The 12983-nt window shown below is 45.6% G+C and carries 11 protein-coding genes; 10 read left to right on the top strand and 1 reads right to left on the bottom strand.

What is annotated here, in order from left to right:
• Nucleotide 1: 1 nt before the first annotated feature.
• On the bottom strand, nt 2-1027 hold the full coding sequence (locus ABMY42_RS15715) for an ABC transporter permease subunit (protein WP_005434432.1): 1026 nt from the start codon (nt 1025-1027) through the stop codon (nt 2-4).
• 821 nt (nt 1028-1848) lie between these two features.
• Here ABMY42_RS15715 and ABMY42_RS15710 point away from each other — a divergent pair.
• From ABMY42_RS15710 to spoT, 10 genes are all read left to right on the top strand, one after another.
• The gene (locus ABMY42_RS15710; protein WP_005448453.1) at nt 1849-4332 is read left to right on the top strand and encodes a TonB-dependent receptor; all 2484 of its coding nucleotides are present in this window, start codon (nt 1849-1851) and stop codon (nt 4330-4332) included.
• Between the two features lie 69 nt (nt 4333-4401).
• Complete coding sequence (locus ABMY42_RS15705; RefSeq protein WP_005448454.1) at nt 4402-5166, top strand: DUF3450 domain-containing protein; 765 nt, start codon at nt 4402-4404, stop codon at nt 5164-5166.
• Nucleotides 5167-5169: 3 nt separating this feature from the next.
• Nucleotides 5170-6531, top strand: a complete 1362-nt coding sequence (locus tag ABMY42_RS15700; protein WP_005448456.1) for a MotA/TolQ/ExbB proton channel family protein — start codon at nt 5170-5172, stop codon at nt 6529-6531.
• A 9-nt stretch (nt 6532-6540) separates the two neighbouring features.
• Nucleotides 6541-7068: a MotA/TolQ/ExbB proton channel family protein gene (locus tag ABMY42_RS15695; RefSeq protein ID WP_005448458.1), complete on the top strand. Its 528-nt coding sequence runs from the start codon at nt 6541-6543 to the stop codon at nt 7066-7068.
• A 25-nt stretch (nt 7069-7093) separates the two neighbouring features.
• Nucleotides 7094-7501 (top strand): biopolymer transporter ExbD, encoded by a 408-nt coding sequence (locus tag ABMY42_RS15690; RefSeq protein WP_005430119.1) that lies wholly within the window; start codon nt 7094-7096, stop codon nt 7499-7501.
• A 4-nt stretch (nt 7502-7505) separates the two neighbouring features.
• Nucleotides 7506-8135, top strand: coding sequence for an energy transducer TonB (locus tag ABMY42_RS15685; protein WP_005430078.1), 630 nt, complete (start codon nt 7506-7508; stop codon nt 8133-8135).
• 11 nt (nt 8136-8146) lie between these two features.
• Nucleotides 8147-9361 (top strand): hypothetical protein, encoded by a 1215-nt coding sequence (locus ABMY42_RS15680; protein ID WP_005448461.1) that lies wholly within the window; start codon nt 8147-8149, stop codon nt 9359-9361.
• Nucleotides 9362-9725: 364 nt separating this feature from the next.
• A complete protein-coding gene (gene gmk / locus ABMY42_RS15675) occupies nt 9726-10349 on the top strand; it encodes a guanylate kinase (protein WP_005430186.1) in 624 nt (207 codons plus the stop codon).
• Nucleotides 10350-10512: 163 nt separating this feature from the next.
• On the top strand, nt 10513-10785 hold the full coding sequence (gene rpoZ, locus ABMY42_RS15670) for a DNA-directed RNA polymerase subunit omega (RefSeq protein WP_005379346.1): 273 nt from the start codon (nt 10513-10515) through the stop codon (nt 10783-10785).
• A 39-nt stretch (nt 10786-10824) separates the two neighbouring features.
• Nucleotides 10825-12945 carry a bifunctional GTP diphosphokinase/guanosine-3',5'-bis pyrophosphate 3'-pyrophosphohydrolase gene (gene spoT, locus ABMY42_RS15665; RefSeq protein ID WP_005434453.1) on the top strand — a complete coding sequence of 707 codons (2121 nt, stop codon included), beginning with the start codon at nt 10825-10827 and terminating at the stop codon, nt 12943-12945.
• Nucleotides 12946-12983 lie beyond the last annotated feature (38 nt).

Genomic DNA, 12983 nt, shown 5'->3' with positions numbered 1-12983 from the left:
ATTACGCTCCAAACTTCACACGTGGGTCGACTAAAGCAACACAGATATCTGAAATGATATTACCGATCAGCAGTAATACCGCGTTGATAGCTACGATGCCCATTACTACAGGATAATCGCGCTCCATGATGGACTCATAGCCAAGCAGACCGATGCCATCAATGTTGAAAATTACTTCAATAAGGAATGCACCTGTCATAAAGAACAACAGAGAGTTACCGAAGTGAGAGGCGATAGGAATTAAGCTATTGCGTAGTGCGTGCTTACGTACCGCTTTCTTAAATGGCAAACCTTTCGCAATGGCAGTACGAATGTAATCAGATGATAGGTTTTCCATTAGGTTGTTCTTCATCGTCATCGTCAACGTTGCAAAATCACCGATGAGATAACAGATCAAAGGCAGCACCGCGTGCCACATAATGTCTTTCGCTCGCTCAAAAAAGGTCTCATAGTCATCAAAATCATCACCAACGAAGCCTCCCATCGGGAACCACTCTAGGTGATAACTGAACAAGGTAATAAGGAGGACACCTACCACATACCCAGGCAAGGCGTAACCAACGAAAATAAGAATAGAAGACGCGGAGTCAAACACGGAACCGTGCTTCAACGCTTTATAGTAACCAAGTGGGATAGAGATAAAGTAACTGATAAAGAAGGTCATCCCACCATAGAATAAGGAGACAGGTAAACGCTCCGCAATCATGTCTGATACTGGCTCGTAGTAACGTGTTGACTCACCTAGGTCCAGCGTCACTAAGCGGCTCAGCCATTCAACGTACGCTTCCATAACTGGCTTATCTAAACCGTAGAAAGCATTAAGCTCCGCGATTTGGTCATCGGAAAGAGCGGTGTTACCACCCGCAGAAGTCATTGATGCGGCACCATCACCTTGCGCTTGCATTTGAGACAGCATGCGCTCAACCGGACCACCAGGTACGAATCGCGTGATAGCAAAGATAAGAATGGTAATTCCGAGAAACGTTGGAATCACCAACGCCAATCGACGTAAAAAGTACGACAGCATATACAACTTGCTCCTTGTCTACTGTCCATTATTAGGCGGGGTTGGAGAGGAAAGATCCGGCCCAAAATGGTGCATTTCTATCCCGTAGTAACTAAAGCTGTTGAAACACACTCCCTGAGTTTCAAAAGTCAGTTTTTTCCACTACTGCAATAATTTCAGCGTCATATTTATCTTGAATCCGAGCAAGCTTCAAGTGTTTGAATCCAAAACATGACAAACTTCTTCCGATGTCGAAAAACAGAAATGTTTTTGTAAATAATTATAAAAAACCACAAAAACAATTCATACAGAATATCAATCTAGGCACTTTAGAGCCAAAAGCCTATATAAACATGCAGATATCCAGAATAAATAGACAAAACCACCTAAACGATATTTGACCCAAAAATACGAGTGAGCCCTTTGATAACGGTGGGTATCATATTCTGATACCATCCAGTGCGAGCGAGTTAACATACCTACCATTCCGTAAAAAGCATAGATCAGAATTATTCTCTAGATATACATCCATTTTCAGTGCTAATCGCCCACTTAAAATCCATAGGCGATATAAGTCATTAGTGTTTACAAGAAACACAAAATACGGTGTTTTATTAAGATTTGATCTCGATTTATAAACGTCATGCAGTAAATTATTCTGTGATTTAGGTCACTTTTGGTTTTTTACATCTTTTTTACATTTCTTTATCTCTGTTTACCACTGGTTTGACTTCCTTTTTTCATCTCAGGTATACATGTTCCGAACGTTAACGAAATATTAACGTCACAATTGGTCGTTATATGGCCAGACATAGGAAATAATAATAATCGGAGCAACAAGGATGTATAAAAACACAACCGCTTTATCTGTTGCGATCAGCCTTGCACTGGGAACCGCAGCAGTGGCACCTCTAGCAGCACAGGCAGAAGAGCAGCAAGTTGAACAACTTCAGAAGATGAAGGTAACAGGTTCACGTATCTCCACTACGGACATGGAAGGTCCAAACCCAGTAGACGTATATACAGCAGATGACATCGCTAAGATGGGTGCTGTAAGCGTAGATGATGTTCTACGTGGACTAACACAGAATGGTGCAGGCAGCTACGGCAGCTCATTTACTAACAGTTTTGCTGCAGGTACTTCTGGTGTTTCTCTTCGTGGTCTTGGTGCGAGCCGTACTCTAGTTCTACTTAACGGTCGCCGTGTAGCAAACTACGCGTTTGCACAAAACCTAAACGACACTTTCGTTGACCTAAACTCAATCCCACTTTCAGCTGTTGAGCGTATCGACGTTCTTAAAGATGGCGCATCAGCAATCTACGGTTCAGATGCTATCGGTGGTGTAGTAAACGTAATCCTTAAGCGTGACTACGAAGGCTTTGATGTTCGCCTAAACGGTGGTCAAACATCTTACAGCGATGGTGAAGACCTAGATGTTACGCTAACTGGCGGTAAAACATTCAATGACGCAACAAACATCATGGCGTCTCTAAACGTTGTCCAAAAAGGCAACATCATGATGAAAGATCGTCCAAACACGAAAACTGCTGACCACTCTTCTCAAGGTGGTTATGACTGGCGTAGCTCTGCAGGTACACCAGGTCGTGTTTACAAAGAAGATGGTACATGGGAATCACTATGTACTGGTGGTAGCGCAGAATGTAACTACAACTACAACGAAGAAATTGCAATGATCCCAGAAAGTGATCGTTACAACTTCCTAACTAGCCTTAACCACCAACTAAACGAAGATACCAACCTGTTTGCGGAGCTAAGTTTAAACCGAGTTGAGTCAACAACTATCTCGGCACCGACGCCAGACTTCCAAAACGTGACTATCTCGAAAGACAACCCGAACAACACGTACGGTGAAGACGTCACTATGCGTCACCGTATTCTTGAAGCTGGTAACCGTATCAACGAAATCACAACAGATTCTATCCGCGTTGTGGCAGGTGCAGAAGGTTACGCAAACTGGTTTGATACTGACGTAGACTGGACAGCTGATGCTGGTTACCACTACACAGAAACCGAAAACGTAGGTAAGAACTACCTAACAATCGCAGGCTACCAAGCGGCGATCGACAGCGGAGCTTACAACCCATTCGTTACGAACAACCCATCATCATCACTAGACGGTGCTCGCGTTGAAACAAAACGTAAGGGTGAATCTAAACTTGGCTTCATCAACGCTGGTGCTTCTTTCCCAGTATTCGAGCTATCAGGCGGTGACGCATACGTTGCTGTTGGTGGTGAGTTCCGTTACGAAGCAGGTTCTGATACGCCAGACGCAAGTGTTGAAGCAAACCAAATCGTTGGTAGTGGTGGTACAAGCTCTGATGGTGACCGTACTGTATTTGCAGGTTACGTAGAACTTGTTGCACCGGTTATCGAAGAAGTGGAAGTACAGCTTGCTGGTCGTGCAGAGCACTACAGCGACTTTGGTTCAGCATTCAGCCCGAAAGTGGCAGTTCGCTACCAACCAATGGATGAAGTGCTATTCCGTGCATCATACAGCCACGGCTTCAAAGCACCGACTCTACCAGAAGTTAACGCGGGTGCATCTACAAGCTACCAAACACTTTACGACCCGCAAACTGACACTCGTGGTCAATACCGCGTTGTTAGCCAAGGTAACAAAGACCTAGATGCGGAAACAGCACAGTCATTCAACATCGGTACTGTAATCGAGCCGCTTGAAGACCTATCTGTAAAAGTTGATTACTTCTACATTGTGAACGATGACAAGATCGACACACTAGGTGCACAGAAGCTTATCGACGAAAACAGCCCTAATGTTGTTCGTAAAGCGAACGGTGATATCGACTACATCCTAGATGAGTACGTGAACGTTGCTAAGCAACAAGTAAGCGGTATCGATAGTGAAGTGAAGTACGACCTATCAACTGATAGCTACGGTGACTTCCTAGTGAAACTAGCTGGTACTTACAACATTGAGTACAAGCAAAGTGACTCAGACGGCAACCTAGAAGATTACATTGGTACTTACTTCGGTGGTCCTCGCTTCAAAGGTAAAGCAACGCTTGGTTACGGCTACGAAGACTTCGCATTCACAAACATCGTGAACTACACGCACTCTTACGACACTCGTTACGAGACTGCAGAGCACTCTGAAGTTGACGCTCTAACAACTTGGGATACACAGCTTGCGTACACAGGTATCGAAAATGCAACGATTGCTGTTGGTATCCGTAACGTAACTGACGAATTGGCGCCATTCTACAATGAAGCAGAAGGCTACCACTTCGCATTCCACGACAACACAGGCCGTTTCTACTACCTACAACTTGAATACGGCTTCTAAAAACCTTTTTGGCGCGGGGCTTTCCCGCGCCCTTATCGACTGACTTTATACACTGACAAGGATGCTACTATGACGTTAAAGAGATTTGGCGTGAGTGCTATTACCGCTGCACTGCTGTCTGTAAGTGCTGGTTCTATAGCGGCAGATTCAGGTTCGGTAATTTCTACTCAAGCAAAAACCAACACCTCTGCACAAGTTTCTCAACAAAAAATCGACGGATATGCTGAAAGCGCGGAAAGCATGCTAGCTGAATACAAAGGCTTGCTTCGCCAAATCGACAGCATGAAAGTCTACAACGAGCAAATCAATCGTATGGTTCAATCGCAACAAGGCGAGTTGGATTCATTAAACAACCAGATTGCTCAAATCGACCAAACAGCGACAGAAGTTGTACCTCTAACGCTTAAAATGATCGATGCCCTAGATGAGTTCGTTACTCTTGATCTTCCATTTCAAAAAGAAGAGCGCACCAAACGTGTTACTGAGCTGCGTGACCTAATGGATCGTGCAGACGTAACGACTTCAGAAAAATTCCGTAAAGTGATGGAAGCGTATCAAATCGAAGAAGGCTTCTCTCGCTCCATTGAATCTTACAAAGCTAGCCTAGAGCGCAACGGTGAAACCGTGACTTACGACTTCCTACGTATTGGTCGTACTGCGCTTCTATTCCAATCTCCGGATGGCGGTGAAACAGGCATGTGGAATCAACAAACCCGTCAATGGGAATCACTACCTGAAAACTACCGTATCGCTGTACAGCAAGGCCTTCGTATCGCTAAGAAACAAGCGCCACCAGCGCTGATCAAACTGCCTGTATTTGCTGGGGAGGAATAAGAAATGAAAGGATTCAAAACTCTAGCCGCTGGTTTGCTAGCGAGCTTATTCATGATTTCTGGTGCGCAAGCTGAAGCACCTAAAAACCTATCTGAGCTACTGAAAAACGTAAAATCAGAAAGTATTGTTGAATCAAAAGAGAACAAAGCTCGTGAAGCTGAGTTCAAAAACAACCGCGACAAGCAAGCTGCATTGCTACAACAAGCTCGTGACGAGCTAGCTGCCCAACAAGCACTTGGTGATGAGCTAAAAGCAACATTTGATGAAAACGACAAGCAGCTAACTGAGCTAACTGAAACACTTCGCGTTCGTTCAGGGACTTTAGGTGAGATGTTTGGTGTGGTTCGCCAATATGCGGGGGAATTTAAAGGTCTATTTGCAGCTTCGCAAAACGCCGTTCTTTTCCCTGAGCGTGACGTACTACTTTCTAAACTAGCGGAAAGTAAAGAACTGCCATCTACGCAAGAACTTGAAGCGTTTTGGCACACAATCCTACAACAAGTAGTCGCATCAGGTGATACAACAACAGCTCAAGCGACCGTTGTATACGGCGAAGGTAAAGAAGCGGTACGTGACGTAACCCTAGTGGGTGAGTTTAACGCAATCGCAGATGGCAAATACGTAACTTACGTACCTCAAACTGGTAAGTTCGAAGAGCTATCACGTCAACCGAGCAAGAACATCACTCGCCTAGTTGGCGGTTTTGAAGCAGCAGAAGGCACATACGAACCACTATTTATCGACCCATCTCGTGGTGTGATTCTGTCTCTACTAGTACAAAGCCCTACCGTTCAGGAGCGTATTGACCAAGGTGGTATCGTTGGTTACGTAATCCTAGCTATGGGTGCAATTGGTGCACTGATCGCACTCGTTTGTTACCTACGCCTACTCGTTATCGGTGGCAAAATGCGTAAGCAAGCGAAATCAGACACTGTTATTCCTGGCAACCCTCTGGGTGAAGTTATCCAAGCTTACCAAGAACACAAAGGTGACAACCTTGAAGATCTTGAAGCGAAACTGGACGAAATCATCCTACGTAACGCACCGAGCATTGAACGCTTTATCAGCTCAATCAAACTGTTCGCTTCTGTAGCACCACTTCTAGGTCTACTGGGTACGGTTATGGGTATGATCGGTACGTTCCAAGCAATCACACTATTTGGTACAGGAGATCCTAAGCTAATGGCTGGCGGTATCTCAGAAGCACTTGTTACTACGATGCTTGGTCTGGTTGTCGCAATTCCTCTACTGTTCCTGTACACCATCGTACACAGTAAAGGTCGTCGTTTGGTTCAAACTCTTGAAGAACAGAGTGCAGGCTTCATCGCTCGCTATCAGGAAAAACTGCATAAAGCCGAAAGCTAAGGAGGCGTTATGTGGTGGTTAGTTGGAGAACTTGAATCAATCAGACGCTTCTTGGGAATGGGTGGTGATGTACTCGTCGCCATCTTTATCCTCAGCTTCATGTTGTGGGCAGTATTGCTAGAACGTTGGTTTTACTTCGCTGCCGTCGCTCCAAAAGCAATGAAAAAAGCCGTTGGCTTTTGGGAAGAGCGCTCAGAACATAAAAGCTGGAACGCTAAGATGATCCGACAAGAAATCGTTTCTCGTCAGGATATTGAGAATAAAAAGGGACTACCAATCGTTAAAGTACTGATTGCGCTTTGTCCCCTACTTGGTCTACTCGGCACCGTTGTCGGCATGATTCAAGTATTCGATATCTTAGCGGTTACAGGTACAGGAAGCCCTCGAGCAATGGCCTCGGGGATCTCAAAGGCAACAATCCCAACATTAGCGGGAATGGTGGCTTCACTATCAGGACTGTTCTTTAGTACTCGTCTTGATCATTTAGCCAAAGTCACCACGCAGAAGCTTGAAGACAAGCTAAAGCACATTGCCTGAGTAAACGGAATTAGAGGTATAGGTCATGAAGAGACGCTATAGCAATGACAGCAGTGATGAAGCTGCTATCGATATGACACCGATGCTCGACATCGTCTTCATCATGTTGATCTTCTTTATCGTAACAACATCGTTCGTTAAAGAAGCCGGTCTAGAAGTAAATCGCCCAACGGCTAGCTCAGCGCAAACCGTGAAGAAAGGTAACATCATGGTTGCCATTGGTGCCGCTGGTGACGTTTGGGTTGATAAACGTCGCATCGAAGTAGACGCCGTACGTGCAAACATCGAACGTTTACGTGCAGAAAGCCCAGATGGTGCAGTTGTTATCCAAGCGGATACTGAAGCTAACGCTGGTGTAGTCGTGAAGGTTATGGACCAGATTAAGATGGCAGGTGTAGAAAGCATCTCCATTGCCGCAACCAATAAGGATTAAGCCTATGCGGTATCTGGCCTCAATTGCACTGGCGCTCATTGTCTCCCTCGGATTGTTCTGGGGGATGGACAAGCTAGTAAACAAAGAGCGCCACGAGCTAGTGTCGAATGATGATCTACGTATGGTTGAATTCATTCGCATTAAACCGGACGAAAAAATACAGGAGAAAAAGCGCGAACTACCAAAACCACCACCGCCGAAGCGTCCGCCACCGCCACCTGAAATGAAGGTGACGTCAACGGTCAAACCGGTGATGGATCAAATCCCGATGGACATGCCGAAACTTGATCTACCAGTTAATGTTACGGGTGGCTCAGTACTTGGTCACTACTCTCAGGGCGGTGGTTCAGTTGCGGGATCGGGTGGTCCAGTACCATTGGCGACTTTCCAACCTCAAATGCCTCGTAAAGCGGCGAAGTCAGGTCTAGAGAAAGGCGTGGTATTGATTGAATTCACCGTTAACGCTCGCGGCGCGGTTGAAGACATCAAGGTAGTAAAAGAGACACCTCGTCGACTTGGTTTAGGTAAAGCAGCAAGAAAGACCGTATCGAAATGGACTTTCAAACCTAAGATGGTTGATGGACAACCGGTGGCCTCGCGCATGGCTCAAGAAATTGAGTTCACCACCAACTAGGGAGTCACAATATGAAATTACTCAAGACATTGCTGGCTTCTGTTGCGTTAACAATGGGTGTGCTTAGCACACCTGTTGTTGCCAAAGATTCGCCACAGCTTTCTGATAAAACATTTAAAGTCGTTAACAAAGTTCAAGAACTGATTGCGACTGAGAAATACTCTGATGCAATCGAAAGGTTGAACAAGGCACTCGGTAAAACTTCAAAGAAGTATGACCGTGCAGTACTGCTGCAACAGATGGGCTTCTTGTACTCAATGAGAGACGACTATGTAAAGGCATCTAAGTACTTTGCAGAAGCGCTTTCTCTGGATGCTCTTCCAGTACCCGTTGCACAACAAGTTCGTTACAGTCTTGCTCAGCTATATCTTGCTGAAGAACAGTTTAAGAAATCGGTTAAAACCATGGAAAAGTGGTTTGCCGTAGCTGAAACAACGAAAGAAAAGCCACAAGCACACGCTTACATCACGCTAGCAAGTGCTTACGTTCAAATGGAAGACTACCGTAAAGCAATCGCACCAACTAAAAAAGCGATTGCAATGACGAAGAATCCAAGTGAATCGTGGTACATGCTTCTGATGGCTTCTCATTACGAGCTAGGTCAAATGAAGAGCGTTGCAAGTGTTCTTAAGATCCTAACCACTAAGTACCCACAGAAAAAGCGCTACTGGATGCAACTTTCTGGTACTTACATGGAGCTGAACCAAGACAAGAATGCACTTTCTGCTTTAGAAATGGCGTACAAACTGGGCTTGTTTGAAGAAGAGAAAGAGTACTTACGTCTAGTCAACTTCCTTGCTTATCAAGAGATACCTTACCGCGCGGCGAAGATTCTAAAAGATGAAATGGCAAACGGTAATATCGAAACAAACCAAGAAAACTTAGAGCGTTTAGCGTCATTTTGGCAGCAGTCGAAAGAGCTTGATAATGCGATTGATACCTATCAAACCGCTTATCAATTGGCTCCTAAGACAAAAAGCCAGCTAAAAATTGCCCGTTTGATGATTCAAGCGAAGCAATACCAAGCTGCTTCTAAGTTTGCTGCGACGCCTGCCTCTGACGCATCGCGCTCGCAAGCCGCAGAATTGCAATACATCCGCGGCATGGCTTTCTTTGAATTGAATCAGCCAACTCAGGCGCTTAAATCAATGAAGAAAGCAGCACAATCGGATTCGATGAGACAAGTAGTGAGTCCATGGATCAACTACCTAGAGTCGCAAGGCTAATAGGCGCTCATCATCTGCAAAGTAGTAGCCAAAGTGGTTGTGGTTGCTCCGAAAATTAAGTGTGAGTCAGTCGCACGCCTGGGGAAGTGAAAGCTTCCCCTTTTTTCGCTTCTATATATAGAGGGGGAATTCATACCACACCTCAAAGATCCAAAAGATCGGCTAGCAACATCTGGGAGATCATGATACTCTTCGCCTCCATTTTTCTGGCGGGTTTATCACCAATCTCAAGCAGTTTGATGAAGAAATCATCAACGCCAGTGCTATCGTTATACCAATCTCGTGAATAAACGTCGTTGGCATGACAACAAGGTCGAGACTTCTTTCGGCATTCACTCAATCCAACCAAAAGTGGAACAGTACAATGGGCAAAGGTACTCTCTATATCGTATCTGCACCTAGCGGCGCAGGTAAATCTAGCTTGATCTCAGCAATGTTGGAACGTAACCCAACATATGCAATGAAAGTGTCTGTGTCTCATACTACTCGTGGCATGCGCCCTGGCGAAGAAAACGGTATCCACTACCATTTCGTTGCAAAAGAAGAGTTTGAAGCTCTGATTGCACAAGGCGACTTCCTAGAATACGCAGAAGTGTTTGGTAACTATTACGGCACATCACGCGTATGGATTGAAGAAACGCTAAACAAAGGCATCGACGTTTTCCTAGACATCGACTGGCAAGGTGCACGTCAAATCCGTGAGCAAATGTCAGAAGCGAAAAGCATCTTTATCCTGCCACCATCAAATGGTGAGCTAGAACGCCGTCTAAACACTCGTGGTCAAGACAGCGAAGAAGTGATCGCAAAACGCATGGCAGAAGCAAAATCTGAAATCTCACACTACAACGAGTACGATTACGTAATCGTAAACGATGATTTCGATACTGCATTAATGGACTTTAAAGCCATCCTACGTGCGGAAAGATTGAAGGAAGAAAAGCAAGCTGCTAAATATAAAGGTATGCTTGATGCGCTTCTAGCAGAGTAATTCTGCACTGAAACACAAATTTTCGCTTCTTTATTACGGTAAGGAAGCTTATATTGCTTATATAGAAAGTCATTGTTGTTGCACGTCTTATCGCTAGTAAATATTACGCTGAGACTGTATACTTTCTCGTCATTCAAAATTTAGTTAACTATTTGGAGTCCTCATGGCACGCGTAACTGTTCAAGACGCTGTTGAAAAAGTTGGCAACCGTTTCGACCTAGTACTGATTGCGGCTCGCCGCGCTCGTCAAATGCAAACTGGCGGTAAAGATGCACTAGTGCCAGAAGAGAACGATAAGCCAACGGTTATCGCTCTACGCGAAATCGAAGAAGGTTTAATTACTAAAGAAGTTCTAGACGCTCGTGAACGTCAAGAACAGCAAGAGCAAGAAGCGGCAGAGCTAGCGGCAGTAAGCAGCATCGCTCACAACCGTTAATTCTGACTTTAGAATTCAACAACCTCCCGGGCCTATAATTTGTATCTATTCGATAGCCTCAAAGACGTTGCCCAAGAATACCTAACAGAGCCTCAAATTGAGGCTCTGCGTCAATCTTATGTGGTAGCAAGAGATGCCCATGAAGGGCAAACCCGCTCAAGCGGTGAACCATACATCATCCACCCAGTCGCTGTGGCTCGAATCTTGGCCGAAATGCGCCTCGATATCGAAACCCTCCAAGCTGCTTTGCTGCATGACGTCATCGAAGACTGTGACGTTACAAAAGAAGATCTCGAAGAGAAATTCGGCAATACCGTCGCTGAGCTGGTTGATGGTGTATCTAAACTGGACAAACTCAAATTCCGCGATAGGAAAGAGGCTCAAGCCGAGAACTTCCGTAAGATGGTTCTGGCGATGGTGCAAGACATCCGCGTTATCCTGATCAAACTGGCTGACCGTACGCACAACATGCGCACGTTAGGTGCCCTGCGCCCCGACAAAAAACGCCGTATTGCTCGCGAAACACTGGAAATCTACGCGCCGCTGGCTCACCGTCTTGGTATTCACAATATCAAAACGGAACTTGAGGAGCTTGGCTTCGAAGCGCTTTACCCGAACCGCTACCGCGTTCTAAAAGAAGTGGTAAGAGCGGCACGTGGTAATCGTAAAGAGATGATCCAACGTATTCACAGCGAAATTGAAGGTCGACTCGAAGATGTTGGCTTGAATGCGCGCGTGTTAGGTCGTGAAAAGAACCTGTTCTCCATCTATAACAAGATGAAAACCAAAGAACAGCGTTTCCACACCATCATGGATATCTATGCTTTCCGAGTGGTTGTTGATACTGCCGATACTTGTTATCGCGTTCTAGGCCAAGTACACAGCTTGTATAAGCCACGTCCTGGTCGTATGAAAGATTACATTGCGGTACCAAAAGCGAACGGCTACCAATCGCTACATACTTCTATGGTTGGCCCACATGGCGTGCCAGTTGAAGTTCAGATCCGTACCGAAGATATGGATCAAATGGCGGACAAAGGTGTCGCTGCGCACTGGTCATACAAAGACAAGGGCGACAAGTCTGGCACAACAGCGCAAGTGAAAGCTCAGCGTTGGATGCAAAGCCTGCTTGAGCTACAACAAAGCGCTGGTAACTCATTCGAATTCATTGAAAACGTAAAATCGGATCTTTTCCCAGATGAGATTTACGTATTCACACCAAAAGGTCGTATCGTTGAATTGCCATTAGGCGCAACGGCTGTCGACTTTGCCTACGCCGTACATACTGATGTCGGTAACTCTTGTGTTGGTGCTCGTGTTGACCGTAACCCTTACCCACTAAGTAAGGCACTGAAGAACGGTCAGACAGTAGAAATCATCAGTGCACCAGGTGCGCGTCCAAACGCGGCTTGGTTAAACTATGTCGTGACTTCTCGCGCTCGCACTAAGATTCGTCAAGTATTGAAGACCATGCGTCGTGAAGAATCGATTACCTTAGGTCGTCGTCTACTGAATCACGCTTTAGGTCGTCATTCGATTGATTCAATCTACCCAGAAAACATCCAAGAAGTGCTGACTGATCTGCGCCTAGAAAGCGTCGATGATCTGCTAGCAGCCATTGGATTGGGTGAATTGATGAGTATCGTCATCGCACGTCGCTTATTGGGTGACACTGATGAATTGACCACCACAAGCTCGATTCCAAACGAATCTAACAAGAAACTGCCAATCCGTGGTGCAGAAGGTCTGCTACTGACTTTCGCAAATTGTTGTCACCCTATCCCGGATGACCACATTATCGCTCACGTATCGCCAGGTCGTGGTCTTGTGGTTCACCGTGAAACGTGTCCAAACGTACGCGGATACCAGAAAGAGCCGGACAAATACATGGCTGTCGCTTGGTCTGAAGAGTACGACAAAGAGTTCATCGCGGAACTGAAAGTCGATATGCTCAATAACCAAGGTGCGTTAGCGGAATTGACCAATGTGATTTCGAAAACCGGTTCGAACATTCACGGTCTTTCAACCGAAGAACGCGACGGTCGCTTGTACACCGTTACCGTTCTGCTAACCACCAAAGATCGTGTTCACCTTGCTGGCATCATGCGTAAGATTAAGACCATGCCACAGGCGACTCGAGTCAGACGAAGAAAGAACTAAACTCTATCGCCACCCACACTCTGGGTGGCGATTTTTTT

It is taken from the genome of Vibrio sp. SSH13-20 (genome assembly GCF_040104475.1).
GTDB classification, from domain to species: domain Bacteria; phylum Pseudomonadota; class Gammaproteobacteria; order Enterobacterales; family Vibrionaceae; genus Vibrio; species Vibrio harveyi.
Note: the sequence above shows the minus strand (reverse complement) of the source record. Positions and strands in the feature narration are given on the sequence as shown.

Excerpts from the sequence above, each read along its gene's own strand:
- ABMY42_RS15685 (WP_005430078.1), top strand. The coding sequence starts at position 7,506 with ATGCGGTATCTGGCCTCAATTGCACTGGCGCTCATTGTCTCCCTCGGA.
- ABMY42_RS15710 (WP_005448453.1), top strand. The coding sequence starts at position 1,849 with ATGTATAAAAACACAACCGCTTTATCTGTTGCGATCAGCCTTGCACTG.
- gmk (WP_005430186.1), top strand. The coding sequence starts at position 9,726 with ATGGGCAAAGGTACTCTCTATATCGTATCTGCACCTAGCGGCGCAGGT.
- ABMY42_RS15705 (WP_005448454.1), top strand. The coding sequence starts at position 4,402 with ATGACGTTAAAGAGATTTGGCGTGAGTGCTATTACCGCTGCACTGCTG.
- ABMY42_RS15690 (WP_005430119.1), top strand. The coding sequence starts at position 7,094 with ATGAAGAGACGCTATAGCAATGACAGCAGTGATGAAGCTGCTATCGAT.
- rpoZ (WP_005379346.1), top strand. The coding sequence starts at position 10,513 with ATGGCACGCGTAACTGTTCAAGACGCTGTTGAAAAAGTTGGCAACCGT.
- ABMY42_RS15680 (WP_005448461.1), top strand. The coding sequence starts at position 8,147 with ATGAAATTACTCAAGACATTGCTGGCTTCTGTTGCGTTAACAATGGGT.
- ABMY42_RS15700 (WP_005448456.1), top strand. The coding sequence starts at position 5,170 with ATGAAAGGATTCAAAACTCTAGCCGCTGGTTTGCTAGCGAGCTTATTC.
- ABMY42_RS15715 (WP_005434432.1), bottom strand. The coding sequence starts at position 1,027 with ATGCTGTCGTACTTTTTACGTCGATTGGCGTTGGTGATTCCAACGTTT.
- ABMY42_RS15695 (WP_005448458.1), top strand. The coding sequence starts at position 6,541 with ATGTGGTGGTTAGTTGGAGAACTTGAATCAATCAGACGCTTCTTGGGA.